Origin of the sequence: Aequorivita sp. CIP111184 (genome assembly GCF_900489465.1) — a bacterium.
Lineage (GTDB): Bacteria > Bacteroidota > Bacteroidia > Flavobacteriales > Flavobacteriaceae > Aequorivita.
In genome coordinates this window covers 75,546-102,468 of sequence record NZ_UEFQ01000019.1, presented here as the reverse complement: position 1 = coordinate 102,468, position 26,923 = coordinate 75,546, and the positions used below count along the sequence as shown (strand labels likewise).

27 protein-coding genes and 1 tRNA gene are annotated in these 26,923 nt (G+C 37.1%); 7 read left to right on the top strand and 21 right to left on the bottom strand.

Going from position 1 to position 26,923, the window contains the following annotated elements:
- The 10 genes from rplV to rpsL form a co-directional block, all read right to left on the bottom strand.
- A complete protein-coding gene (gene rplV, locus AEQU1_RS08345) occupies positions 1-411 on the bottom strand; it encodes a 50S ribosomal protein L22 (protein WP_111880332.1) in 411 nt (136 codons plus the stop codon).
- Positions 412-417: 6 nt separating this feature from the next.
- On the bottom strand, positions 418-696 hold the full coding sequence (rpsS, locus tag AEQU1_RS08340) for a 30S ribosomal protein S19 (protein WP_111880330.1): 279 nt from the start codon (positions 694-696) through the stop codon (positions 418-420).
- Between the two features lie 3 nt (positions 697-699).
- Complete coding sequence (gene rplB, locus AEQU1_RS08335; protein ID WP_111880329.1) at positions 700-1,524, bottom strand: 50S ribosomal protein L2; 825 nt, start codon at positions 1,522-1,524, stop codon at positions 700-702.
- Between the two features lie 26 nt (positions 1,525-1,550).
- Positions 1,551-1,841 carry a 50S ribosomal protein L23 gene (gene rplW, locus AEQU1_RS08330; RefSeq protein ID WP_045079239.1) on the bottom strand — a complete coding sequence of 97 codons (291 nt, stop codon included), beginning with the start codon at positions 1,839-1,841 and terminating at the stop codon, positions 1,551-1,553.
- Between the two features lie 7 nt (positions 1,842-1,848).
- Positions 1,849-2,478, bottom strand: a complete 630-nt coding sequence (gene rplD, locus AEQU1_RS08325) for a 50S ribosomal protein L4 (RefSeq protein ID WP_111880327.1) — start codon at positions 2,476-2,478, stop codon at positions 1,849-1,851.
- A complete protein-coding gene (rplC, locus tag AEQU1_RS08320) occupies positions 2,478-3,089 on the bottom strand; it encodes a 50S ribosomal protein L3 (protein ID WP_111880325.1) in 612 nt (203 codons plus the stop codon). Before rplC ends, rplD begins: the two co-directional genes overlap by 1 nt.
- 180 nt (positions 3,090-3,269) lie before the next feature.
- The gene (rpsJ, locus tag AEQU1_RS08315) at positions 3,270-3,575 is read right to left on the bottom strand and encodes a 30S ribosomal protein S10 (RefSeq protein ID WP_010181931.1); all 306 of its coding nucleotides are present in this window, start codon (positions 3,573-3,575) and stop codon (positions 3,270-3,272) included.
- An 8-nt stretch (positions 3,576-3,583) separates the two neighbouring features.
- The gene (fusA, locus tag AEQU1_RS08310; protein ID WP_111880324.1) at positions 3,584-5,719 is read right to left on the bottom strand and encodes an elongation factor G; all 2,136 of its coding nucleotides are present in this window, start codon (positions 5,717-5,719) and stop codon (positions 3,584-3,586) included.
- Positions 5,720-5,722: 3 nt separating this feature from the next.
- On the bottom strand, positions 5,723-6,199 hold the full coding sequence (gene rpsG / locus AEQU1_RS08305) for a 30S ribosomal protein S7 (RefSeq protein WP_111880323.1): 477 nt from the start codon (positions 6,197-6,199) through the stop codon (positions 5,723-5,725).
- A 60-nt stretch (positions 6,200-6,259) separates the two neighbouring features.
- A complete protein-coding gene (rpsL, locus tag AEQU1_RS08300; protein WP_014782632.1) occupies positions 6,260-6,634 on the bottom strand; it encodes a 30S ribosomal protein S12 in 375 nt (124 codons plus the stop codon).
- A 187-nt stretch (positions 6,635-6,821) separates the two neighbouring features.
- Here rpsL and AEQU1_RS08295 point away from each other — a divergent pair, with 187 nt between their 5' ends.
- The 5 genes from AEQU1_RS08295 (at position 6,822) to rlmB (ending at position 14,518) form a co-directional block, all read left to right on the top strand.
- Complete coding sequence (locus tag AEQU1_RS08295) at positions 6,822-8,519, top strand: BamA/TamA family outer membrane protein (protein WP_111880322.1); 1,698 nt, start codon at positions 6,822-6,824, stop codon at positions 8,517-8,519.
- A 119-nt stretch (positions 8,520-8,638) separates the two neighbouring features.
- On the top strand, positions 8,639-11,731 hold the full coding sequence (locus AEQU1_RS08290) for a SusC/RagA family TonB-linked outer membrane protein (RefSeq protein WP_111880321.1): 3,093 nt from the start codon (positions 8,639-8,641) through the stop codon (positions 11,729-11,731).
- A gap of 18 nt (positions 11,732-11,749) precedes the next feature.
- Positions 11,750-13,192, top strand: coding sequence for a RagB/SusD family nutrient uptake outer membrane protein (locus AEQU1_RS08285; RefSeq protein ID WP_111880320.1), 1,443 nt, complete (start codon positions 11,750-11,752; stop codon positions 13,190-13,192).
- A gap of 21 nt (positions 13,193-13,213) precedes the next feature.
- On the top strand, positions 13,214-13,639 hold the full coding sequence (locus tag AEQU1_RS08280) for a hypothetical protein (protein WP_111880319.1): 426 nt from the start codon (positions 13,214-13,216) through the stop codon (positions 13,637-13,639).
- A 138-nt stretch (positions 13,640-13,777) separates the two neighbouring features.
- The gene (gene rlmB / locus AEQU1_RS08275) at positions 13,778-14,518 is read left to right on the top strand and encodes a 23S rRNA (guanosine(2251)-2'-O)-methyltransferase RlmB (protein ID WP_111880318.1); all 741 of its coding nucleotides are present in this window, start codon (positions 13,778-13,780) and stop codon (positions 14,516-14,518) included.
- On the opposite strand, the gene AEQU1_RS08270 is transcribed toward rlmB, so the two are convergent.
- A complete protein-coding gene (locus AEQU1_RS08270; RefSeq protein ID WP_111880317.1) occupies positions 14,513-15,274 on the bottom strand; it encodes a rhomboid family intramembrane serine protease in 762 nt (253 codons plus the stop codon). The two genes, rlmB and AEQU1_RS08270, sit on opposite strands and share 6 nt — an antisense overlap.
- 90 nt (positions 15,275-15,364) lie before the next feature.
- Here AEQU1_RS08270 and AEQU1_RS08265 point away from each other — a divergent pair, with 90 nt between their 5' ends.
- On the top strand, positions 15,365-16,642 hold the full coding sequence (locus AEQU1_RS08265) for a replication-associated recombination protein A (protein WP_111880315.1): 1,278 nt from the start codon (positions 15,365-15,367) through the stop codon (positions 16,640-16,642).
- Here the strand turns inward: AEQU1_RS08265 and AEQU1_RS08260 are convergent.
- From AEQU1_RS08260 to radC, 6 genes are read right to left on the bottom strand one after another with little or no spacing between them, the layout of a single operon-like run.
- Positions 16,639-17,436: a hypothetical protein gene (locus tag AEQU1_RS08260; protein WP_111880314.1), complete on the bottom strand. Its 798-nt coding sequence runs from the start codon at positions 17,434-17,436 to the stop codon at positions 16,639-16,641. The genes AEQU1_RS08265 and AEQU1_RS08260 overlap by 4 nt on opposite strands.
- Positions 17,433-18,848 carry a DUF5723 family protein gene (locus tag AEQU1_RS08255; RefSeq protein WP_111880312.1) on the bottom strand — a complete coding sequence of 472 codons (1,416 nt, stop codon included), beginning with the start codon at positions 18,846-18,848 and terminating at the stop codon, positions 17,433-17,435. Before AEQU1_RS08255 ends, AEQU1_RS08260 begins: the two co-directional genes overlap by 4 nt.
- Before the next feature lie 4 nt (positions 18,849-18,852).
- A complete protein-coding gene (locus AEQU1_RS08250) occupies positions 18,853-19,398 on the bottom strand; it encodes a hypothetical protein (RefSeq protein ID WP_111880311.1) in 546 nt (181 codons plus the stop codon).
- 50 nt (positions 19,399-19,448) lie between these two features.
- Complete coding sequence (locus AEQU1_RS08245; protein WP_111880309.1) at positions 19,449-20,138, bottom strand: YjjG family noncanonical pyrimidine nucleotidase; 690 nt, start codon at positions 20,136-20,138, stop codon at positions 19,449-19,451.
- Complete coding sequence (locus AEQU1_RS08240; RefSeq protein WP_111880307.1) at positions 20,128-21,423, bottom strand: DUF7033 domain-containing protein; 1,296 nt, start codon at positions 21,421-21,423, stop codon at positions 20,128-20,130. The genes AEQU1_RS08245 and AEQU1_RS08240 overlap by 11 nt, the downstream gene beginning before the upstream one ends.
- A gap of 6 nt (positions 21,424-21,429) precedes the next feature.
- Complete coding sequence (radC, locus tag AEQU1_RS08235; protein ID WP_111880305.1) at positions 21,430-22,125, bottom strand: DNA repair protein RadC; 696 nt, start codon at positions 22,123-22,125, stop codon at positions 21,430-21,432.
- A 130-nt stretch (positions 22,126-22,255) separates the two neighbouring features.
- Between radC and AEQU1_RS08230 the strand changes: the two genes are divergently transcribed.
- On the top strand, positions 22,256-22,696 hold the full coding sequence (locus AEQU1_RS08230; RefSeq protein WP_111880303.1) for a DUF1569 domain-containing protein: 441 nt from the start codon (positions 22,256-22,258) through the stop codon (positions 22,694-22,696).
- Positions 22,697-22,876: 180 nt separating this feature from the next.
- Here AEQU1_RS08230 and AEQU1_RS08225 read toward each other — a convergent pair.
- The 4 genes from AEQU1_RS08225 to ftsA all read right to left on the bottom strand — a co-directional run bounded on the left by AEQU1_RS08225 (position 22,877) and on the right by ftsA (position 26,920).
- Positions 22,877-22,950, bottom strand: a tRNA-Arg gene (locus AEQU1_RS08225).
- A 12-nt stretch (positions 22,951-22,962) separates the two neighbouring features.
- A complete protein-coding gene (locus AEQU1_RS08220) occupies positions 22,963-23,412 on the bottom strand; it encodes a GatB/YqeY domain-containing protein (protein ID WP_111880302.1) in 450 nt (149 codons plus the stop codon).
- Between the two features lie 154 nt (positions 23,413-23,566).
- Positions 23,567-25,519, bottom strand: coding sequence for a cell division protein FtsZ (ftsZ, locus tag AEQU1_RS08215; RefSeq protein WP_111880300.1), 1,953 nt, complete (start codon positions 25,517-25,519; stop codon positions 23,567-23,569).
- Between the two features lie 42 nt (positions 25,520-25,561).
- A complete protein-coding gene (gene ftsA / locus AEQU1_RS08210) occupies positions 25,562-26,920 on the bottom strand; it encodes a cell division protein FtsA (protein WP_111880298.1) in 1,359 nt (452 codons plus the stop codon).
- Between the last annotated feature and the right edge of the window lie 3 nt (positions 26,921-26,923).

The following is a 26,923-nucleotide window of genomic DNA, read 5'->3' as shown; positions in this document are numbered from 1 at the left end:
TTAATTGCTTTGTGTGTTATCGTTAGCTGCCAATACCAGTGTTACGTGGTTGGAGCGCTTTCTAATTCTGTGTGCGCGGCCTTGTGGTGCTGGACGAAGTCTTTTCAACATTGTTCCACCATCCACACGGATTTCCTTAACAAAAAGATCTGCATCTTCCAATGAAGCGTCTTCGTTCTTTTGTTGCCAGTTATTAATGGCAGACAAAAGTAGTTTCTCCAATTTGCGTGAAGATTCTTTTGAACTAAACTTCAAAATATTAAGTGCTTTGTCTATTTTCTCACCACGAACCAAGTCTGCCATTAAACGCATTTTTCTTGGTGAAGTGGGGCAATTGTTCAATTTAGCAAAGTACATTGTCTTCTTTGCTTCCTTGATTGCTTCTGCTCTTTCTCTTTTACGAACTCCCATGGCCTATTATTTTTTACCTTTGTTTTTAGCACCTGCGTGACCACGGAATGATCTTGTAGGTGAAAATTCTCCTAGTTTATGCCCAACCATGTTTTCTGTTACATACACAGGAACAAATTGGCGCCCGTTGTGTACAGCGATGGTTTGACCAACAAAATCTGGTGTAATCATAGAAGCACGTGACCAAGTCTTGATTACAGTCTTCTTATTATCATCAACATTTTGTTGAACTTTCTTGTCTAGTTTGTAATGAACGAACGGTCCTTTTTTTAACGATCTTGCCATAACTTATTTCTTTCTTCGTTCTAAGATATATTTATTACTCGCTTTCGTTTTAGTACGGGTTCTGTAACCTTTTGCAGGGATACCTTTTCTAGAACGTGGATGACCTCCAGAAGATTTACCTTCACCACCACCCATTGGGTGATCAACAGGGTTCATCACAACTGGTCTTGTACGTGGTCTTCTACCTAACCATCTACTTCTACCAGCCTTACCAGAAACTAATAATTGGTGGTCACTGTTTGATACAGCACCAATGGTAGCCATACAGTTTACCAAAATTAATCGGGTTTCACCTGAGGGAAGTTTAACGGTAGCATATTTTCCATCACGAGCCATAAGCTGCGCGAATGCACCAGCACTACGAGCCATAATAGCTCCTTGACCGGGACGAAGCTCGATGCAAGAAATAATAGTACCTAATGGAATAGCTGAAAGTGACATTGCGTTTCCAATCTCGGGAGCTACTGCATCACCGGATAGGATATTTTGCCCAACTTGTAATCCGTTTTGCGCAATTACATATCGTTTTTCACCATCTTGATAGTTCAAAAGTGCGATAAACGCAGTACGGTTTGGATCGTATTGTATACTTGCAACAGTAGCAGGAACACCTGCTTTGTCACGTTTAAAATCGATAATTCGATATTTCTTTTTATGACCACCACCTATGTAGCGCATGGTCATTTTACCTTGACTGTTTCTACCACCAGATCTTTTGTTCGGAGCAAGTAAAGACTTCTCCGGCTTATCGGTTGTAATGGCGTCAAAACCATTTACAACCCTAAAACGCTGACCCGGGGTGATTGGTTTTAATTTTCTTACTGACATTTGTGTCTAATTAGATCTAAGTTACCTTAGATGTTACTGTAAAAATCTATTGTATCACCTTCCGCCACCTGTACAATTGCTTTTTTGTAAGCATTCGTTTTACCAGTCTGGACACCTGTTTTTGTATAACGGGTCTTCCTATCAGGGCGGACATTCATTGTGCGAACTTTTTCAACAGAAACTCCGTAAGCAGCTTCCACCGCTTTCTTGATTTCTACCTTATTCGCCTTTGGGTTAACTACAAAGCCAAAAACATTTTTGTCTTCAGCATCCTTAGTAGCTTTTTCCGTAATTATAGGTTTAATTAAGATGTTCATCTTGTTTCTATTTACTTAAGTTTGTTTCAATTCCTTCCAAAGAACCTTCAAACAGCACTAAACTGTTTGCATTCATAATTTTATAAGTACTTAATTGTGAGTTAGTTATAACTTCAGTACCTTTCAAATTGCGAGAGGACAAATATACATTATTATTTAAGTCTCCCAACACAAATAAAGATTTTTTGTCATCAAGACCTAAACTCTTCAAAACCGAGGTAAAATTCTTGGTTTTTGGAGCGTCAAAATTAAGGTCTTCCATTACAAAAATGGCTTTATCGTTAGCCTTCATCGATAGAGCAGATTTACGTGCCAAACGCTTTAGGTTTTTGTTCAATTTAAAAGAGTAGCTACGTGGACGTGGTCCAAACATTCTACCACCACCTTTAAATACACCAGATTTGATGCTACCCGCACGAGCAGTACCAGTTCCTTTTTGTTTCTTTATCTTTCTGGTAGAACCAGAAATTTCAGCACGTTCTTTAGCTTTGTGAGTTCCTTGTCTTTGATTGGCAAGATATTGCTTCACATCAAGATAAACTGCGTGATTGTTAGGCTCTATTCCGAACACATCTGCAGAAAGTTCAACTTTCCGACCTGTGTCTTTTCCGTTTATGTCTAATACAGCTACCTTCATTATTTCTCGATCATTACATAAGCGTTTTTATGGCCAGGAACTGCTCCTTTTACCACAAGTAGATTCTTTTCAGGAACTACTTTCAAAACTCTTAAATTTTCAACTTTTACTCTTTCGTTCCCCATTTGGCCTGCCATTCTCATTCCTTTGAATACTCTCGCAGGATAAGAAGCAGCTCCAATAGAACCTGGCGCACGTAAACGGTTGTGCTGACCGTGAGTCGCTTGCCCCACACCACCAAAACCGTGACGTTTAACAACCCCTTGGAAACCTTTACCTTTAGATGTACCCGCAATATCTACGAACTCACCTTCAATAAAATGCTCCACAGTAATTGTGTCACCTAATTTGTATTTTTCTTCAAATCCCTTGAATTCAACAACTTTGCGTTTTGCAACGGTTCCTGCTTTTTTTGCGTGCCCTTCAGCAGCTTTAGTTACAGTCTTCTTGTCATCGAAACCAAGTTGAAGAGCATTGTACCCGTCAACCTCTATGGTTCTGACTTGGGTGACAACACAGGGTCCTGCTTCAATAACGGTACACGGAATATTCTTTCCGTTCTCGTCAAAGATGCTGGTCATCCCTATCTTTCTTCCAATTAACCCAGACATATTTAATTATTTAGTTATTATTACTTATTTTAATATTTCTATTCAAAAAAACAGGGTCAAAATAAATTCAACCCTGAATATTATTTTGTTTCCGTTTTTCCCTTGCTTACAAGCTCAGGACATTTTATAAAGGAACATTCCGTTCCTCCTGATAAGATTTCCGCCTTCGCGGAAATGACACTATACTTTAATCTCTACTTCTACTCCACTTGGCAACTCTAATTTCATTAGAGCATCAATTGTTTTTGAAGAAGAACTGTAGATATCCAAAAGTCTTTTGTAAGAACTTAGTTGGAATTGCTCTCTACTTTTCTTGTTCACGTGTGGAGAACGCAATACGGTAAAGATTTTTTTGTGTGTTGGCAAAGGAATTGGTCCTGTAACTACAGCTCCAGTACTCTTTACAGTCTTAACGATTTTTTCAGCAGATTTGTCCACTAAATTGTGATCGTAAGATTTTAGTTTTATTCTTATTTTTTGACTCATTGCTGAAATTAATTTACGTTAGCGGTTCCTCTTGCTGCTGCTATTACACTTTCTGAAATATTAGAAGGTGTTTCAGCATAATGTGAAAATTCCATAGTTGAAGTTGCACGACCTGAAGACAATGTTCTTAATGTGGTTACGTAACCAAACATTTCAGAAAGTGGCACTTCAGCCTTGATAACTTTTGCTCCGGCGCGGTCACTCATATTAGTGATTGTTCCACGACGACGGTTAAGGTCACCAACAATATCACCCATATATTCTTCTGGCGTAAGTGCCTCAAGTTTCATAATAGGTTCAAGTATTACTGCTCCTGCTTTTTTGGCAACTTCTTTGAAACCAATTTTGGCAGCTAGCTCAAAAGATAGCGCATCAGAATCCACAGGGTGGAAAGATCCATCTTTTAAAGTAACTTTCATACTGTCAACTTCAAAACCTGCAAGCGGGCCATTAACCATTGCTTGTTTGAAACCTTTTTCAACAGAAGGGATAAATTCTTTTGGCACGTTACCACCTTTTACAGCGTTTACGAATTCCAAACCAATTTTACCTTCTTCAGCTGGTTCAAGTGTGAAAACAATATCAGCAAATTTACCACGACCACCAGATTGTTTTTTGTAAACTTCTCGGTGATCAGCAACTTTTGTAATAGCTTCTTTATACTCAACCTGTGGCTGACCTTGGTTTACTTCAACTTTAAATTCGCGACGCAAACGGTCTACAATAATATCTAAGTGAAGCTCTCCCATTCCGGAAATAATAGTCTGTCCAGAAGCTTCGTCTGTACGTACTTGGAATGTTGGGTCTTCTTCGGCAAGTTTTGATAAAGCCATACCCAATTTATCAACATCTACTTTTGTTTTAGGCTCCACCGCGATACCAATAACGGGATCAGGGAAGTCCATACTCTCTAAAACAATTGGGTGTTTTTCATCAGACATGGTATCTCCAGTCTTAATATCTTTAAAACCAACTGCCGCTCCAATATCTCCAGCTTCAATAAAATCGATAGCATTTTGCTTATTGGAATGCATTTGGTAGATACGGGAAATACGCTCTTTTTTTCCTGAACGATTGTTCAAAATATAAGAACCCGCATCCAAACGCCCTGAATAAACACGGAAGAAAGCCAAACGACCCACGAAAGGATCTGTTGCAATTTTAAATGCTAATGCTGCAAAAGGAGCAGTAACATCTGGCTTGCGAATTTCTTCTTTTTCAGTATCTGGGTTAACCCCGATAATACCTTCTTTATCCATTGGAGAAGGTAAGTAACGACAAACAGCATCTAAAAGAAACTGAACGCCTTTGTTTTTAAATGAAGAACCACATACCATTGGAATGATACTCATATCCATTACCGCAGCACGAAGCGCAGCATGCACTTCATCTTCAGTAATTGAATCTTCATCTTCCATATACTTTTCAAGCAAGTTTTCATCATAAGCAGCAACTTCTTCAATAAGTTTACCACGTAATAATTTAGCTTCTGCTTTAAGGTCTTCAGGAATTTCAACAACATCAAAGGTTGCTCCGAAAGAATCTTCATGCCAAATTACAGCACGGTTCTTTACAAGATCAACAATTCCTTTAAAGGTATCTTCTTCACCAATATTCAATACAATAGGCACCGCATTGGAACCCAACATATCTTTTACTTGCTGACAAACCTCCATAAAGTTTGCTCCTTGACGGTCCATTTTGTTAACGAAACCAATACGAGGCACTTTATAGTTATCCGCAAGCCTCCAGTTAGTCTCAGATTGTGGCTCAACACCATCAACTGCACTAAAAAGAAACACCAAGCCATCAAGAACACGCAGCGAACGGTTTACCTCTACGGTAAAATCAACGTGGCCGGGAGTGTCAATAATGTTGAAATTGTATTCATGCGTTTCAGGAAGCACTTCGGCATTTTCCATTGGAAACTTCCAAGTACAAGTGGTAGCAGCTGAAGTAATAGTAATACCACGCTCCTGCTCTTGCTCCATCCAGTCCATGGTTGCAGCTCCATCGTGAACCTCACCAATTTTATGGCTTACCCCAGTATAAAAAAGGATACGCTCTGTAGTTGTAGTCTTACCGGCGTCAATGTGCGCGGCAATCCCAATATTTCTTGTGTATTTTAAATCTCTTTGTGCCATTTTTTAGAATCTGAAATGTGAGAATGCTTTGTTAGCTTCTGCCATTTTGTGAGTATCCATACGTTTCTTTACAGCAGCGCCTTCTTCTTTGGCAGCAGCAAGAATCTCACCTGCAAGTTTTGCAGCCATGGATTTCTCGTTTCTTTTTCTTGAAAAGGTAATTAACCATTTCATTGCAGTTGCAATTTTACGGTCTGGGCGTATTTGCATAGGAATTTGGAAGGTTGCCCCACCAACTCTACGACTACGCACCTCTACGTGAGGCATAACATTGGAAAGTGCATCTTTCCAAAGCTCCAACGCAGTTTTTTCCTCGTCTTGTTTCTTTTCATCTACAATGTCAATAGCATCATAGAAAACTTTGAAGGCGACACTCTTTTTTCCATCCCACATCATGTTGTTTACGAAACGCGTAACCAACTGGTCGTTAAACCTTGGATCTGGTAAAAGTGGTCTTTTTTTGGCCTGTCTTTTTCTCATTTGTTTTTTGTTAATGGTTGAGAATCAATTTTTCAATTTATTCTTAACCCGTTTTCATTTTTACTTCTTTGGGCGTTTTGCTCCGTACTTAGATCTACGTTGTGTGCGGCCTGCAACACCTGCGGTGTCTAAAGCTCCACGAACAATGTGATACCTAACTCCTGGCAAATCTTTTACCCTTCCACCTCTAACCAATACTATCGAGTGCTCTTGGAGATTGTGACCTTCGCCTGGGATGTATGCGTTTACCTCTTTACCGTTTGTAAGCCTAACCCTTGCTACTTTACGCATAGCAGAGTTTGGTTTCTTAGGTGTAGTAGTATATACACGCGTACAAACACCACGACGTTGTGGGCACGAATCCAAAGCAACCGATTTACTCTTCTTGGTTATTTTGGTCCTTCCTTTACGTACTAATTGTGAAATTGTTGGCATATAAAATATGTATTATTAATGTTTAAAAATAAAACACCCCTATTTTTAGGGGATGCAAATGTAGAAATATTTTTCCACTAATCAAACCTTACTGAATTAATTTTCAGCATACTTTCATAATTTTTTTATTTTGAATATGAAATGGCAACTTGAAACGTTAGTTTTACAATGCTAATTATCGCCCCGTTTGAAAAAAATTCTGTACATTTTTCTATACCTTAATATATACAACTGCTTTTTCTTCGGAATATACGCGCAAGAACTTACGCTTTCCATACAGGCAGAAAAACCTATTTCCCAAGGAATAAAGGATTCTTTATTAATGCAAAAATCTTTTAAAGACCTTGCTACACTACAAAAAGAAACAGACACGCTTCATCTAAAGTTCCAACGCATGGGGTTTATTGAAAGCGAACTGCTTCAACTTCAAAAAAAAAATGATAGTAGCTATGTTGGAGAATTCTTCCTTGGAAAAAAATATAGCGTAATTAAAGTTTATTATTCTGAAGTAGATTTCAGCAAAAAAGAGCTCCAAATTGTTTCCTCTGAAATTAGCGATGAATATTTTATCCTCCCCTTTGAAACAATTCCAGCTTCACTGAGGAAGCTAACTACACTTCGCAACCAAAAAGGAAATGCCTTTGCCAAGCTAAAATTGACAGAACTTGAAAAAGATGAGGCAGGAAACTTAAATGCAACTCTATTTGTTGAAAATGGAAACATACGCACCATAGACTCAATTGCTATAAAAGGATATGATAAGTTTCCAAGATCATTTTTAAAATATTATGCAGGAGTTAAAAAAAGAAAGCTTTTCAATCAAAAAAAATTGGTGGAACAAAACGAAAATATAAACAGTTTAGGATTTGTAAACACAATTAAACCTCCCGAAGCTCTTTTTAGAAAAGACTCTACTACTGTCTATTTTTATTTGGAAAAGCAGAACAATAATCTTTTTGACGGTATACTGGGTTTTGCCACCAACGAAGAAACCCAAAAGCTGGAACTAAATGGCTATCTCAATCTGGAACTGAACAACAACCTAAATTATGGAGAGCAACTTTTAATAAACTATAAGGCAGATGGACAGGAACAAGTAAACTTTAGGGCCAAAATAACTTTACCTTATTTACTGAAGAGCCCATTTGGATTAAGTGGCGAATTGAAAATTTTTAAACGAGACAGCACTTTCATAACTGCCGCACAAGAAATTCGGGCTACATACCAGATAAACCCAAAGTCAACAACCTATATCGGCTATAAAGGGTATGACTCCAGCAATTTGCTTGACGAAGTAATTGCGGGTACGCCCATTGAAGATTTTAAATCGAAGTTTTTTATTTTGGGAGCTACCTATGTAAAATCACAAAACAAAAAACTCTTTCCAATAAAAACTAAAATATTACTTGACACAGGTATTGGTTCCCGTGAAAAAGAAAGCACCAGCGAAGATCAATTATTTTTTGAAACCACCCTTAATAACATTTTTAACCTCAATTATAAGAATTCAATCTTCGTGCAGAATACAACGAGCGTCCTTATCAGCGACACCTATCTTGTAAATGAATTATTCAGGTTTGGCGGTATAAACAGCATACGGGGCTTTAATGAGAATAGTATAGACGCATCACTTTTCTCTGTGATTAACACTGAATACAGATACCAATTCACAGACGAGGTATACCTTCATAGCATAATAGATGTAGGATATTTTGAGAACCAAACTATATCATTGAAACAAAAACTATATAGCTTCGGACTGGGCCTAGGATTAAAGACAAAGGCAGGCTTATTTCGGTTTAATGTAGCAAACGGTAATTCAGAAAATCAAACCTTCACACTCTCAAACACTAAAATTCACATAAGTGTTTCTTCAAAATTTTAAAGTATCGCACTAAAACAATCTTCATTGCTAAATAAAACTTAAATTTTGGGATTAAATACTTGTGTAATTAACTTTTTATTATGATTTTTGCCGTTGGCTAATTCAAATAATTTATAAAAATGAGAACAAAGTTTAGTGGAATTTTAACGCTATTATTAGCGTTAGTTGTGCAGCTTACCTTCGCGCAGCAAAAAACTATTACAGGTACGGTGACGGACGACACAGGTCTGCCATTGCCTGGTGCAAACGTTATTATTAAGGGCACAAGTTCTGGAACACAGACAGATTTTGACGGAAATTTTACCGTCTCTGCAAATGTGGGACAGACCATTGCTTTTAGTTATGTAGGTTTCAGCGCCAAGGAAGTAAAAGTAGGATCTCAGAATACTATCAACGTTTCATTGCAGCCAGATGCTGCTGCTTTAGAAGAAGTTGTTGTTACTGGGTATTCTACAAGAAACCAAACGGTACAAACTTCGGCAGTTGTTTCAATTTCAGCTGCAGAACTTTCCCAAATGGCTCCAACAACCAGTATAGACAATATGCTGCAAGGAAAAGCCGCGGGTGTGCAGGTAACTGCAGCCAACGGTAAGCCAGGTCAAGGAGCTTTTGTTCGTATTCGTGGAACAGGATCTCTTGTTGGTGGTGCATCTTCTCCACTTTATATTGTGGATGGCGCTCCAATTAGAGAACAAGATCTTGCAAACATTCCCAATGAAGACATTGAGAACATTACCATTTTAAAAGATGCCGCTACTACTGCTCGTTACGGGTCGCGTGGGGCAAACGGTGTAGTTGTAATTACAACCAAAAATGGTAATAGAAATAAAGATGCTGTAATCCGTTTTAGTTCTAGATATGGGGTTTCTTCTATGATAAACCCAAATTACACTATGATGAATGCATCTGAAAAAATGCAATATGAAGCAGAGCTTTATGCATTAGGTGTTAGTGGTGCTGCAGGTTTACCTGGAGTAACTACACAACCTGGTTCTCCAGAACGTCAACAACTTTTAGACAGAGAAATAGACTGGAGTGACACTATTTTAAAAGATGGTATAATTCAGAACAACAGTGTAGCTATCTCTGGCGGTGCAGACAAAGTAGATTATTATTTTTCTGTATCAAACGATAGAAACACAGGTATCATTGATAATATTGATGGTTTCGAAAGATTAGGAACACGTTTAAATGTAAATTTCGACGCAAAAGAATGGCTTTCTGTTGGTGTTAACGTTGGTTACTCCCGATCTATGAGCGACGAACCTCGCGATAGAAACAATACTCAAAACCCATTCCGTGGAATACTTGATTACAACGCATACGAAACTGAGTTTTTACTTAACGAAGACGGAACTACACAAGTTGATGATAACGGAAACCCTATCTACAACCCTACCCATACAGGCTTTCCTATTCGTGGAGCTTTATTATCTGAGCCTTCAGAAGATATTGACAACCAAACAATTGGTAGTGTAGACGCAGTAGTAACATTCAGCAAAAACTGGAGTTACGGTTTTAACGTTGCCGTTAACTGGGGTGCAACTAGACGAGAGAGCTATTCTAAGCCAGGTGGAATATTGGACGTGATTTTAGAAGGTGCTGATAATCCAACAGGAAATAAATTTGATGACCAACAACACAGATTAGATTTCACGGTAAGTAACCGTTTGGTTTATAATTTAAAGAAAAACAATCACAGCTTAAACGTTTTGGGTCTATATGAATACAACATGAATGAGTTTAACCGTGCTTTTGTAAGAAGTAAAGGTTTCCCATCAGCATTGTTAACAACTCAAAGCAACGCCGCTACTCTTGATGATGGTTTCACTAACAGAAGCAGATTAACATTAGTTTCTTACGGAGCATTTGCAGATTATGACTATAAAGAAAAATATCTTCTTTCTGCTTCCGTTCGTCGTGATGGTTCTTCTAACTTTGGTACTGATGTAAGATTCGGAACTTTCTACAGTGGAAGTCTTGGGTGGAACATTGCTAAAGAAGATTTCTTTGCAATTGACGCAGTAAATGACTTGAAGATTAGAGCTGCTTATGGAACTGTAGGTAACAGAACGGGTATTAACCGTTATGCCTCTCAGGGTACTGTAGACTTTGGTTCATACCCAGGTGGATCTAGTACTATTCCAGCTCGTGTAGCAAATCCAGAATTACAGTGGGAAACAACTGAAACATATAACGTTGGTTTAGAACTTAATATGTTCAATAAAAGAGTTAGTTTGGTGTCTGATTATTTTATTAGAAACACTAGTGATCTTCTTTTTCCAATTCCAACAGCTTATGAGGCAGGTATAATTGACCCAACTAATGTAAAAGGTATTGCTGGAAACCTTGGAGAAATTCAAAATAAAGGTCTTGAAATTTCATTAAAAGCTGATATTTTCAGAAGTCCTGATTTTACTTGGACTTTGGGTGGAAATATTATCTTCCTAGATACAGAAGTTGTTTCTTTACCTGATGGAGAAGATGTTACTCCAACAACAGCATTTAATATTCGTTATAGTGAGGGAAGAAAAATTAATGAGCATTTTTTAATACGTTATGCTGGTGTAGATCCTGGAACTGGACGTTCTTTATTCTATGGTGCTGATGGCAACACTTATTTTGCTTCAGACCTTCCAACAGATGAAAATGACAACCGTGTATTTCAAGGAAAATCAACCATTGCTGATAAAGAAGGTGGATTTTTCTCAAACATCACATATAAAGGATTTGGTCTTCGTACAGATTTTGTTTTCAAAGCTGGAAACTGGATCAATAACTTTGTTCGTTCTGATCGTGAATCTGATGGTTTAGCAATTGCAGATAATCAAGCTACAAATGCTTTCAATTATTGGCAACAACCTGGAGACACTGGAGTACTTCCTAGTCCAATTTATGCTGCAGACGATGCAACTGTTTCAGGAAATTCAGACAGATGGCTAGAAAAAGGAGATTATATCCGTATGCGTAATGTAACGTTATCATATAGTTTCCCGAACAAATATTTAGAAAAAACTCCAATAAGCTCTTTAAGAATTTATGCACAAGGACAAAACCTTTTGACCTTTACAAAATTCTGGGGTGATCCTGAAGTAGGTCTTTCATCTGGAGAAACTATTTCTTTTGCAGATGCAGTAGCACCGGGTGAAGCAACATTGTATAGCTATCCAAACACCAAATCAATCCAAGTAGGTTTGGATGTTAGTTTCTAATTCTAAAAAAAAAGTAAAATGAAAAAAATATTTTATAAAATAACAGTTTTAGCATTAATCATAGGGGGCTTTACCTCTTGTGATAATGAACTGGATCAAGTACCTTTTGATGAATTTGGTACTGAAAATGCCTATGTAACGGCTGCCGATTTTGAAAATGCAATTCGAGGTGTATATGCATCACTAACTTTTGATTCCTTTTATGGAGGAAGCGACTCAGGCGGAATGCTTGATGCACCGGATGTATTGTCAGACAATGTTACTTTCGCCCAAAAGGGTCGAGGAACAAGAAGAACACTTCACAACTGGCGTTATGGAGCTTCTGATGAGCCAATGGGAGGTTTGTACGAGCGTGCATATCAATTAATATATCGTGCAAATGTACTTTTATCTAAAAGTGAAACATTTGAAGGTGAAAACAAAGCTAATATAATTGCTGAAGCAAAAGCTTTAAGAGCATTGGCACATTTTGACCTTGTAACATTTTTCGGAAAAATACCAACCCAATCTGGTGATGCTAATGGAAGTTTAGGTATTGCTTATTTAACAGAACCTGATCCTTTGGCAGAACCTGCTAGAGAAACAGTTGGAAGCGTATATGATAAATTGGTAGTGGATCTAAAAGATGCCGCAGCAAATATCAATGCTGATAACGGAGCTGGAAGAATGGGCAAAGATGCCGTTAATATTCTATTATCAAGAGTATATTTATATATGGGTCAATGGCAAAATTCCATTGATGCTGCTAATGCTGTTACTACCCCTATCGCTCCCCGCAATAAAGTTGTTGGTGTTTGGGAAGATGGAAATCAAGAAGGTTTAGCCTTTTACATACCAGTTGAAGCACCAATTCTAAACAATAGTATAGGTGTAACTTGGAGTCAAGGAAGTAATACTACTTTAATTCCAGAATATGTTATCTCTTTTGAACTTTATAACCTTTTTGCTGATGATGACATCCGTAAAGATGCTTATACATTTCAAGCTACTAATGCCAACAATGGTAACCTTTTGAGCTTTAATGCAATAAAAAAGTTGTATAAAAGAGATGGTGGAGCTCCTGGAAAAGTGGACATTAAAATATTCCGCGCTGCAGAAGCTTCTATGAACAAAGCTGAGGCTTATTTCAACTTAGGTTTAGAAGGTCAAGCAAGAACTGCCTTGGATGCTGTTAGAACTAAAAGATATTTAACACCTCCAAGTGGCGAAACCGGTACTGCTTTACGTGATGCAATACGTTTAGAAAGAAGATTAGAATTTGCTTTTGAATATCAGCGTTTCTTTGACTTAAAAAGATGGGGACAAGCTGTTGAACGTTCAAACGCTGGTGACTTAGCTGATGGTTCAGGAACAGCATCTGATCAATTATCATTACCTGCTGCAAGCAATAAATTTCAATTACCTATTCCGCAAACAGCAAAGGATCTAAACCCTAACCTTGTTCAAAATCCTGGGTACTAATAATTCTTAAAATCTATAAAAATGAAAAAAGTTAATATATTACTTGTAATACTTGCCTTAGCAATCGTTACTGTTTCTTGCGAGACGTATGACGACTATAACGCAGAACGCAAAACTACTGTAGGTTTTATTACCCTCACTAAGAACATTAGTGTTCCAGAAGGTGGTTCCAAAACAGATAGCGTTAGTCTTTTTGTATCTGATTTATCAAGTTCTGCAAGAACTTTTACAGTGATTACTGTACCAGTAGATACATTGCCAACTGCGCCTGAGAACTATTCTTTTGAAAGTACAGTTACCGTTCCAGCAAATACACGTGAAGTAAAATTTGGCGTTACTGCTATAGATAATTCTATTGATGATACTAGACGTTTTTTCCGTATCGCAATTCAAGGAGACGCTAATATTGTTTCTGGAGGAAGAACTCTAATAGGAGTTAAAAATTAATTTTTAACTTACTAATATTTATAAAGCATCCCTTTTTCAAGGGATGCTTTTTTTTTAATGCCTATTTATAAAAATACATTCGTTATTCTCTTTACCTTTGCAACCAATATTATATAAATTGAAGACTAAACTATAAGTATGCGAGATAAAACCAGTACCATTTTTGGAATTTACCCCGTAAAGGAAGCACTGTCTTCAAAAATTGTTTTTGATAAAGTTTTTATTCAAAAAGGAATTGATAGTGATAAGATTGAAAATATCATCAAAGATCTTGAGAGAGAAAACATTCCGGTAAGCATTGTTCCTTTTGAAAAACTTAACAAACTTACAAAAGGAAATCATCAAGGCATTGTTGCAGTTACCTCTCCAGTTGCTTTCCATTCATTGGAAGAAGTAGTTGAAAAAGTTTTAGAAAATAAAAAAGCACCTCTATTTTTAATTTTGGATCAAATTACTGATGTTAGAAATTTTGGAGCAATCTTAAGAACAGCTGAATGCACAGGTGTTGATGCGGTTATTATACAAAAAACAGGAGGCGCACCCGTTTCCGGTGATACAGTAAAAACCTCTGCTGGTGCAATTTTTAAAATTCCAATTTGTAAAGTAGAGCATATAAAAGACGCTATCTTCTATCTTCAAGGCTCAGGAATAACAACTATTGCCGCTACAGAAAAAACCCAATCAGAAATATATTCTTTAGATTTAACAGCACCATTGGCAATCATCATGGGTTCTGAGGATAAAGGAGTTTCAAAATCTGTTTTGAGCTTGGTAGATCAAAAAGCTTCATTACCCCTACTCGGTGAAATAAATTCATTAAACGTGTCTGTAGCTTGTGGAGCATTGCTTTATGAAGTAACACGCCAAAGACGTTTATAACTGCTTATCAGTTTTATTTTCGGGATTCTTTTTTAAGCTATATATTATTCTAATGCCAAGAGGTTTTGGTTCTAACGCCTCTTCTTTCGGAAGTTCTTTTGGCAATTCAATAAAATTACCATTTTCATCAAACTGCTTTAAAAATGGATCATTTTCAGGGTTATAATCTTCTTTTTCCCAATCATACTTTTTGTTTTCTATAGGAATTTCTTTGTATATAAATGCAAACAAAATTCCAACAAAAAAACCTGAAAGATGTCCTTCCCAAGAAATATCGGGATTTACAGGAAACACATACCAAAGCATTCCTCCATAAAGAAAGACAACAACCAATGCCAGTGCAGTAAGTTGAAACTGTTTGGAAAAGATTCCCCTAAAAAACAAAAAAGCCACAAGTAAGTATACTACCCCACTTGCACCAATGTGCAAAGACGCCCGGCCAATACACCAAGTGGCAAAACCTGTCAATAGAAGACCAAAAAACAATACTTTCCAACGTACATTTCTATAAAAATAAAATAGCGCAGCCGTCAAGACAAATAAGGGAACAGAATTGTTAAATAGATGTTCTAAATTACCGTGAATAAATGGACTAAAAATTACACCACGTAAGCCCTCTATCTTTCTGGGATAAATACCATAGGAATTGAAATTATATCCAAAAACACTTTCTACCCAAAAAACTATCCATAACACCATAACAAAAAGTAAAGGATAGAGAATTACGGAATTAGAAAATTTCAATTGATTTGACATAAATACTTAATTACAAAAACAAACCCAAAATCAAATTTATGATAAATTGTCAGTGAAACCGATTTATTAAAATTGTAATTTTGCATATATATGAACGCTCCACTCGCCGAACGAATTCGCCCCAATAATCTCGAAGGATATTTAAGTCAGCAACATTTGGTTGGACCTAAGGGTTCGCTTACCTCCCAATTAAAAACCGGAATGATTCCCTCAATGCTTTTTTGGGGACCGCCCGGAACGGGGAAAACCACGCTCGCAAATATTATAGCCAATGAAAGCGGAAGGCCTTTTTATACATTAAGCGCAGTGGACAGCGGTGTGGCGGCAGTTAGAGAAGTGATTGAGAAAGCGAAGAAAAGCGACACACTGTTTTCTACAAAAAACCCGATTCTTTTTATTGATGAAATACATCGTTTCAGCAAATCGCAGCAAGATTCACTGCTTGGCGCTGTAGAAAAAGGCTGGATAACACTTATAGGTGCTACTACTGAAAACCCAAGTTTTGAAGTAATCCCTGCACTTTTATCGCGGTGTCAGGTTTACGTTTTGGAAGCTTTTAGCCGCGAAGATTTGGAAGCCCTGCTCAAAAAAGCCATCAAAGAAGACAAACTTCTATCCTCTAAAAAAGTAAAATTGCAGGAAACTGAAGCGTTAATAAGGCTTTCAGGCGGTGATGCAAGAAAACTCTTGAATATTTTGGAGTTGGTGATTCTTTCGGAAAGCAGCGACAAAGTTTTAATCACCAACGAACTCGTAATGCAAAAAGCACAAAAAAACACGGTGCTTTATGACAAAACTGGTGAACAACATTACGATATCATTTCAGCTTTTATAAAATCAATTCGAGGCAGTGATCCGAATGCTGCCGTATATTGGTTGGCCAGAATGATTGAAGGCGGTGAAGACATAAAATTCATCGCTCGCAGAATGGTAATTCTCTCTTCCGAAGATATTGGGAATGCAAACCCCAATGCTTTATTACTCGCTAACAGTACCTTTCAAGCAGTAAATACCATCGGTTATCCAGAAGCTCGAATTATTTTGAGTCAATGTGCAATATATTTGGCAACGTCACCTAAAAGCAATGCATCCTACAAAGCCATTGGCGAGGCACAACAAACTGTTCGGCAAACAGGCGACCTATCTGTACCTTTATCTATAAGAAATGCCCCAACGAAGCTTATGAAACAATTGGGCTACGGAAAGGAATATGAGTATGCGCACAATTATGAAGGCAATTTTGTTCCGCATGAATTTTTACCTGAAGAAATAAAAGGTACCACGTTTTATAAACCTGGAAACAACCCAAAAGAAAATGCGTTGAAAAATTATTTAAAACAGCTTTGGAAAGAAAAATACAATTTTTAGTTCTGGGACAGATAGATCATTTTAGAAGAACCATTTCCAACAATTAGATTCCCCGAAGGATCAAAAGCAGCATCAGATACATTTCCGGAAGAATCCATATATCTCACCACATTGTCCATCACTATTATTTTTCCTTTTAGCAAGAGTCCATCTTCAGAACTAGCAGATTCTTCATATAAAGAATAACCTTCTGTGGTTTTTCTAAGTAAAAAGGTTTTTCCATTATTGGAATAATTTGAAAATTTTGCGTCGGGAAGCAAGATTCCCGAAACTCTTGAAACTTTTGGTTTTGTTAATTCAGGCTCCTCTGAATTTATATTTGTTTGTTTAGAAACCGCGGTACTATTGCTACTATCAGTTAGCAGCACCAAATCTTTTTGATTCACCCCCATTGCTTCAACACTATTAAATGCTTTTCTAAGCGCATCTTGATATGTTTTATCATATTCTTTATACTTGCTTTTTCCTTCTTGGCTTCTGTATATTTCGTTATCGTTACAGTCTTTTAATACTATTTGTAATTTTGTTCCTAATATACTTTTAAGCTCTTCAACATTTGCATAAAGACCATCACAACGGTTGGCATTGGGAGCAGAATCTGCCAAATAAGCATTGAATCCGCTTTTGTCAAAATAAAATTTTGACATAGAGTTCATTTGATACAGATCTCTACCCTTTAAAAAATCAAACTGTTCAGGAATTACAACGTAGCTGTAATCACTCAAATTTGTATTTTGTGAAAAAGCGTTTGTGGCAAGTAAGAAAGAAATTGAAAGTAGTAAAAATCGTGTCATTCTTCGTCAATTATAATATTAAAACCTAATTGTAAAGATACACTTTTTGCTTTTGCCAAATTGCTATATTTTATCAGGTTATCAGCAGCTATATAGACATTAAATTTTCCAATATCTGCTGAAACACCAAGGCCAACATTAGAAAACGAATAGGAATCTACGGTATAAGTTGCTTTCGCCGAAAGATACTCTGTGAGCCTCCTGTGGTAAAAAAAAGTTCCAGCCATTTGTGGTCCTTTCGGCCTAAAAATAGAATAAAATTGAAGCCCTACATTCTGTTTGTGAAGCGTGCCTCCCCCCATATTTAAACAATCACAAGCCCCAGAGGAGTTAAATCTACCAAAACCAAAACTTAATGCTGCATTAAATTTTACGGGGCGAAATTGTGTATATGACTTATGAAGCGTATCAATAGGAATTTCGCGTTCTATTTCATCCTCTAGATTATTATAATACGGAAATGTAGATTCACCTTGATTCAATGGAGGAAAAACTAGATTTATCCCGTTCAATGTGTAGTCTCCGTGAGCGCGATAACTTTCAACATCTTTTGAATGAAAAATAGCGCCAACATCCTGTGCACTCGCAGAGAAAGTGAAAGCTTCATTAATATCATAAGTAAAACCCAAGTCCACTCCTACTCCTAAGTTACCTCCAAAAAAAGCACGCCCCAAAATTTCACTTGTAACCTGAGCAGAACCATCCAATTCCCGTAGTGAAGCATAACCAGAGGTTTCTACAGTAACATCTGCATTTCGAACAGTATGCTCGTAGATATTTTCAGCATTTTCATCTCCCAATGTAGTTACAAAAGTTCCCGTATTATCAACACTTCTATAGCTAAACATGCTGGAATATAATTTAATCCGCGCTCCTACTGTTAGTTTATCCGTAATCTGTTTATTTACTCCAAAATGATACACGGTCATAAAATCACCGGTCGTGCTTATTTCTCCCAAATCGAATTCATAATTCAAATAATCGCGGTTTCCTTCCCACGCAAGAATTGCCAAATCTCTTGGGAAGTAAGTTATAAAATCAAATTCTTGATAAATACCTCCCGAAAAATATATTTCATTCTTCGCACGCCACCCAAAATTGATAATTTCTAACTGCTGTGTGGCTGTGAAGAAATCAGTATTCTTCATTTCGAATATTTTTTTTGTTATCCGGTCATTTATATTGTCATTTCCATCTTTAAAAATATCATATACTGATACTCCCGATGAACCTCCATTAAAGTGTATTTGGGACAAAAAAGGAATCCCATAATGTTTTTTTTGGGTTACTTTCATTCCAGGATTGAGCATTAATGACTGGGGAACATCATCAAAACCATAAAGTATTTGCTTATTTTGAGAAATAGCAAAGAAGCCCAAAAGGGATAGTATGATAGTTAAAAAATTTCGCATGGTATTAGTATTCCAAAAAGTAGGTGGTTTTGGATTTTAGATTCAATGTACCTTCCAAATTTTCATCAGAAGAAGGTATGGTTACCGAAACCACAACCTTATTTGCTTGCGTAATTTGCAAAATATCATCGCCTTCTACATTTTCAATAAATTCCGTAATTATGGGAGCGGCTAGCGTGCCTTCCGCAACCGAAGTGCCTGTAACATATGTGGTATCGTTGGTTTCACTTAAAAATTGAAAATCTACTTGAAAAGTTCGGGGAATGCTATTTGTAAACTTAAAATAGAACTCAGCTCTTTTCAGGCTTTCCTGTAAGCTACTATCGTCCAGAAATTTAATCTCGGTAGTATCACGAACGGTAAGGATTGGACTGGAATTTATAGTATCAAAAAATTGATCGGCCCGAAGGTTGAAATAAATCAAGTCCAGTTCAACAACTGGAGTTAGGGCAATATCCTCGGCTTGGTCAAAATTGGTATCCTGTATGCAGGCCGTAAAAAAAAGACATAAACATACCGCAAAGATAGGTAGGGATAGGGATTTATTCATAAGTGGGGATAATTTACTTGTGGTTAACGTATTTTTATGCAGGATTATTACTACAAATACTTTTTAATTTCCGAAAGTTTAGTAACAGAAAAATAAGTGTCGGCCACAATTTCATTTCTGAAATTAAAAAATAATGTATGCATTCCCACGTTTTCTGCTCCAACAATATCAGCTTCAAAACTGTCGCCAATCATTATACTTTTTTGTGGCACGGTGGAAGCTTTTATGAGAGCAGTTTCAAATATAACAGGATTGGGCTTCTTTAACCCTACCTCTTCTGAAGTGGTGATAGAGAAAAAATATTTTTTTATATCACTGTTTTTAAGCTTGAGATACTGTACTTCCTCAAAACCGTTAGTTATTATGTGAAGATTATATTTTTTAGAAAGGTATTCAAGAATTTCAATTGCATCATCAAAAAGGTGATTGTCTATAGGAAGTTCTTCAATGTAGCAAGTTGCCAGTATATCTATTGTTTCAAGTGGAAATTGTATATTGAAAAAATCAAAAGTCTCGGTAAGTCGTCCCCTTCGAAGTTGCTCTTTTGTAACCGTTTCTTCCCTATATTTTTTCCAATAAATTAAATTAATGGGCTCGTATTCTTTCAAGAAATCTTTTACAGGTAAATCAATTTCATGTTTTTGAAAAACTCGTTCAAACGCCAAAGCAGAGTTTTTGTCAAAATCCCACAGGGTATGGTCTAGATCAAAAAAAACGTCTGTAATATTACTATTGGGCATATTCGTCTAATTTTTCAGAAAATATGTTCCGCCAAACTTTATTGTTTTCTGTGTAAGCAAAGTCCTTGTTTGAAAAAATCATCGTAAAAGTTCCATTAACTTTAGCTACCGCATTTATGGTACTGTTTATCGTTTTTTCAATATCTGACGCATATTTCTTTTGAAAAGCAAATGTGGTCATTGCTGCTGGATGAACTACTAAAGGTGTTTTAATTTCGTAATCCAAATCATAGAAAAGAAAAGGCGTGCAAGTGCCGGCCCTAAAGCCAACCGTATCACGAAATACCATGGTATAATCTTTTTTCACTTCCAGCTCTACTAAATGGCGGTATATATCAGGTAGGTTTACCAAATATTCAGAATTCATGGAACTCCCCAAGGAACGATTTGTAATTTCTTCCATTCGGCGCTTTTCACTTTTCAGCAATTCATAATTACTCAATGAGCCATATGAAAAAATAAGCCCCACTTCTTTATAATCAGACACATATTTTATGAGCATTTTGAACTTCTGCCTATGCGTGTTCATGCTTTCATCAAAGACAAGGGAATTGCCCAAAAGAAAGAAAACGGTAAGATTAAATTTGCTTCTTGTGGCTTTGTTTACAATCCATTTAAATGTGTCCAATGGATCGCGTTTTAATCCCGATATTACTTGAGTACGGGCTATAATGTTTCTGAGCTTCCCTTGAAAAAAACTATTTGCATACCCCACAAAAGTACGAAAAATACCTTTTTGTTTATAAGCGTATGGCTGGGCGGCCTCGATTACAGGGTGAACCGTTAGTTTTTTTTCTGGGAAAATCATTTCGGGAAAAGCTTCCAAAAGTTTTTCCTTGAAAATATATGTCCAAATATCTACAACAGGTTGATGGAGAAATCCCTCTTTTAAAGCCAAGCTTTCCGATGCCATAAAACGCCCAGTTTCATCTTTTACATGAGGTAGATATTCCTCATAACGAGAAATCATATAAAAACTGGCAGAAAAGATATCAAATGGCAAATGGCTTTGCGCTGAAACCGAAAAAAAACCAAATGTATCACCCCATTTTTTTACAGTTATGTCAATAGACTCAAAACCTTGTTGTTCCAAAAGACCATAACTTTGAAAGAAAAGTTCGTTACCCAAAGGCTTTTTCACATAAGAAATTTTAGGACCAGTATGTGAAATAAACTCCTCAATTACAGATGTGAACAAAACATCAATACCCAAAATGCGCAAGCAAATATGCTTAAAGATATAGGAAATACGGGGGGTAAGTTTTTGGGTGTAGATTAAAATCATAGCGGATTACAGCATATTTTCATCGGCAAAGCTAAAGTACGCTTTTTCGGTAATTATGAGGTGATCCAGCACTTTTATGTCCAAGCTATCTCCAGCTACTTTCAATTTTTTAGTAAGTTGAATATCTGCTTGGCTAGGCCTTAAGGTTCCTGATGGATGATTGTGAGCCAAAATAATACCCACAGCTCCAAGCTGCAAAGCTTCCTTAAAAGCCAATCTAACATCTACCACTGTTCCGGTTATTCCACCTTTACTTAGTTGGGCGCTCTTTATAACTTTGTTGGAATTGTTTAAATATAATATCCAAAATTCTTCGTGTGGAAGTTCGCCAATAATGGGCTGTACATATTCGAAAACCGAGTTACTGGAAGTAATTTTTTTACGTTCCAAGGCTTCACCCGTTCTTCTTCTTCGCCCCAGTTCCATTGCTGCAGCTATACTTATTGCCTTGGCCTCTCCTATCCCTTTGAATTCAATTAATTCAGGAATGGATAGCCTTCCCAGTTCGCTTAAATTATTATCGACCGACGCTAAAATTCGTTGGCTTAAAGAAACGGCACTTTCATTGCGACTGCCTGAACCAATAAGGATTGCAATTAGCTCGGCATCACTAAGAGCTATTCGTCCTTTAAGTAGTAATTTTTCGCGCGGGCGGTCGTCTTCGTTCCAGTTTTTTATGGAAAAAGAAGTGTTTTCTTCCATATGTAAGGCTTTTTTATAAAGATAACTAGGAATGCGGAAACCGCATAATTTTTTTGAAAACAATTTTAAGGGTAGCCGATTATCGAATTTTTAATGAATAAATTTATATCTCAATTTTAAATTTTAAATAATGAAATCACTTTTTGAGACAGAATCCTTAACAGAAATAAAAGATAGGTTAAATTCACTAACTTCAGAAAGCGAAAGAAAGTGGGGGAAAATGGACGTTGGCCAAGCACTTCACCACTGCCAACAACCCTTAAATATTTCATTGGGTAAAATAAATTTAAAAAAACAGTTTTTTCCTTTAGCGTTTCTTTTCAAAAAATCTCTTTATAACGACAAACCTTGGCGACAGAATTTGCCGACTGCAAAGTCTTTCAAAATTTCAGAAAACAAGAATTTTGAAACCGAACGCGCTGAGCTTGAAAAATTAGTGGATGAATTCCACACAAAGAAAAATAAAACACAATGGGATCCACATCCGCTTTTTGGAAAATTTACGCCGCAACAATGGGGGCAAATGCAATACAAACATTTGGACCATCATTTAAAACAATTTGGCGCCTAGAAAAAAGAGTCTTGATAATGAAAACGGAGAAAAAAAGTTCCTTGAGCTTGCTCAAAATTGGGGTAATTTACGAACGGGATTACCTGTGGTGATCCCTCAAAGCTCGGCTTTGAAAATGAAAAGGGAGAAAAAAGTTTCTTGAGCTTACTCAAAACTTTTTTCTCCCTTTTCATTTATTCGTGACCGCGAAGGGATTCAAACCCCCAACCCTCAGAGCCGAAATCTGATGCGCTATTCAGTTGCGCCACGCGGCCATTAAAATTATTTTAAGACAATCTAGCCTTCACCACTGTTGAAATGGTTTTACCATCAGCTTTTCCCGCAAGCTGTGCGCTAGCCAAGCCCATTACCTTTCCCATATCTGCCATTGATGATGCTCCCGTTTCAGTAATTATTTTATCAACAATTTTACTTACTTCTTCTTCACTTAACTGTTGTGGCAAAAACTGTTCTATTACTTTTGCTTGTATCAATTCTGGTTCAGCCAGATCAAGTCGATTTTGCTTTTCATATATAGCAGCACTATCCTTTCTTTGCTTTACCTGTTTTTGAAGTAATTTTATTTCTTCATCTTCAGTCAATTCTGTTTTAGAGCCAGTTTCAGTCTGCGCCAAAAGTAAAGCAGATTTTACGGAGCGTAATGCCTCTAAAGATTGTGCATCTTTTGATTTCATTGCGGCTTTCATTGCCTCCATTACCTTTTCCTGTAAGCTCATTTCTGTGTGATTTTTTGTAGAGTGCGAAGATACTTAATAAAGCGGAAACTGGAAACAGTTAAATTTAGATTGTTGAAATCAAAAAGTCGTTAAAAAAAAAGGCCCGAAATCAAAAACTGAAATTCGGGCCCTGCCTTAAGTGAAAAGGTATTACTTAGTCTACATTATCATGTAGAAATGAATTGTTTTTACGCAGCTCAATCTCATCGTCATCCGTATTCACGGAAGTTCTAGAAATATTGGTTTCATTTTTGCTTTCGTTCAGATCAATGCCCATACGTTTGTATGCAGGTTGCTTTTCAATCTCATCAATACGCGAAGGACTATTCTTGAATTTATAATTGAACTCCTTCATTTTTCTTTTGCGCTCTTCGGTACGATCACTCAAAATTTTTGAGATTGGCGAATTTAATGGATCTCCTTCATCATTAGTGTCTGTACTGTTTTTATCCGGCTCAGAAAGAGTTCTTTTTTCAAAAACAATCTCCTCCTCCGGAATTTCGTCGGCAATTACTTTTGAAGGCTTGGCATTGTTTAAACGGTTTTCAACTTCCTGATAATCGTCCAAACTATAACGCTTAATTCCTTCACCCGAAACTTCTGTTATAGGAATAATCTCAACGTGATCCTGAACTTCAATTTCTTCCAAATTAAAGAAAACTGTTTCTTCTTTTTTTTCGTTTTCTGAAGATTTTTTAAAAGAATTAATTGGAAGATCAAACATTAGTATCTGTTCTTCTGCATCATTTTCAAAAGTATTTTTCTTTTCTTCTTCCTGTTTTTTTGGAGCCTCAACGATAACAAACTCGTTTACATTTATTTTATTGACTTCCACTTGGCTGAATTGGTCAATATTTTCAGCTTCAACTTCTTCATAGGAAACATGCAAGTTTTTAAGTAACTCGGAAGTCTTGATATACCCTTTAAAAGGCAATTTTTCTTCCACCTCCTCGTCATCAAAAAGCGTATGCTTTACTACTGGAGCTTCTGCTTTTAGGGCTTTTTCAGGAAACCGAATGGGAGAAGCTGTAGCTTTTGGCGTAAGGGTCTGTTCCGCCTTTTGCTCGTCTTCAAGCGTATGAATTATTTTTTTTGTTTCTGTATTTACTATTTCGTTTTGTTGCTCAAAGTTAAACCCCGTTGCAATCACGGTAATTGAAATAGAACCCTCAAGGCTTTCTTCTTCACCCACACCCATAATAATGTTAGCACTATGGCCAGCTTCGTCTTGAATATGGTCACTTATCTCGCCAATTTCATCAATGGTGATCTCATCTGTTCCAGAAACGATAAGCAGTAGAACGTTTTTGGCACCTTTAATTTTATTGTCGTTCAGCAATGGTGAATCCAAGGCTCTTCCAATGGCTTCTTTTGCTCTATTGGCTCCAGAGGCTGTAGCGCTTCCCATAATGGCGGTACCACTATTAGCAAGTACGGTTTTGGCATCCCGAAGGTCAATGTTTTGAGTATAGTGGTGTGTGATTACTTCGGCTATACCACGAGCAGCGGTGGCCAAAACTTCATCAGCTTTTGAGAAACCAGCCTTAAAACCTAGGTTTCCATATACTTCACGTAACTTATTGTTATTGATAACCACCAAAGAATCTACATTTTGGCGCAACTTTTCAACCCCAATATGGGCTTGTTCATTTCTGGTTTTTCCTTCAAACTGGAACGGAATAGTAACTATCCCCACTGTAAGAATATCCATATCCTTAGCCATTTTTGCAATAATTGGCGCTGCACCAGTACCCGTACCTCCGCCCATTCCGGCAGTGATGAAAATCATTTTGGTGTTTGTGGTAAGCATACTGCGAATCTCTTCCATGCTTTCCACAGCAGACTGCTCACCCACTTTAGGATTTGCACCTGCTCCCAAACCTTCTGTAAGGGAAACTCCCAACTGAATTTTATTAGGTACCGGACTGTTTTCCAATGCTTGTGAATCTGTATTACATATTACAAAATCAACTCCCTTTATGCCCTGGCTGAACATATGGTTTATGGCGTTACTTCCTCCCCCGCCTACTCCAATTACCTTGATTACGTTGGATTGGTTTTTCGGCAGATCGAAGGAAATGTTGTCAAATTCTGTTTTGCTGCTCATATTTTTTTCTATTTGTGGTCTTTTTCTTTTTTCAATTTTTTATTACTCCGCGTTATCCAAAAACTCTTTGAATTTTTCGGCCCATTTATCAAAAAACTTTTTTGATGTCTTCTGTTCTTTTTCTTTGAATTTTTCTTCCTCTTTTTCAATCTCTAGGTCAGCTTTCGGTACTTCAGCCTTCTCCTCTTTTTCTTGTTCACTTTCTTCGTGAGAAAAACGTTTCATTAATGAAGATTTTTCTTTGCTTTCCAAACTATTCAGCACAAGACCAACTGCTGTGGCATACATAGGGCTGGTGGTTTCTGAATCACTATCCCCAGCTAAATGCTCGTTTGGATAGCCTATTCGTGTATCCATGCCGGTAATATATTCCACCAATTGCTTGATATGCTGAAGTTGCGCTCCACCTCCTGTAAGTACTATTCCTGCAATAAGTTTCTTTTTTTGATCTTCGTGCCCGTAATTTTTAATTTCCATATACACCTGCTCGATAATCTCGATTACACGTGCGTGGATTATTTTTGAAAGATTTTTTAAACTTATTTCTTTCGGCTCTCTACCACGAAGACCTGGAATAGAAACTATTTCGTTGTCTTTATTTTCACCTGGCCATGCTGAGCCAAATTTTATTTTCAGCAATTCTGCCTGCTTTTCAATAATAGAACAACCTTCTTTAATATCTTCAGTAATCACATTTCCGCCAAAGGGAATTACAGCTGTGTGCCGAATTATTCCATCTTTGAAAATTGCCAAATCTGTCGTACCCCCTCCAATATCAATTAATGCAACACCTGCTTCTTTTTCCTCTTGGCTCAAAACTGCTTTTGCAGATGCCAAAGGCTCCAACGTAATTGCAGATAGTTCTAAGCCTGCACTTTTAATACATCTTCCAACATTTCTGATAGAAGAAACCTGCCCAACAACCACGTGGAAATTAGCTTCCAAACGTGCGCCGTACATTCCTATAGGTTCCTTTATTTCAGCTTGTCCGTCAACTTTAAAATCTTGTGGCAATACATGCAATATTTCTTCACCAGGAAGCATTACCAATTTGTGCACTTGATTACAAAGTCTGTCAATATCTTCTTCACTAATAACATCTTCCCCATTGGGGCGCGTAATGTAATCGCTGTGTTGTAAACTACGTATGTGCTGGCCTGCAATACCAACAACCACTTCTTTTATTTTCATCCCCGAAGAAGTTTCAGCATCCTGAACCGCCTGTTGAATGGACTGGATGGTTTGGGTAATATTGTTAACAACCCCACGGTGCACACCAAGACTTTTGGCTTTTCCGATTCCTAATACTTCCATTTTGCCATAATCGTTCTTTCTACCAATCATAGCGACTATTTTGGTAGTCCCAATGTCCAATCCTACAGCAATATTTTCGTTTTCCATGGC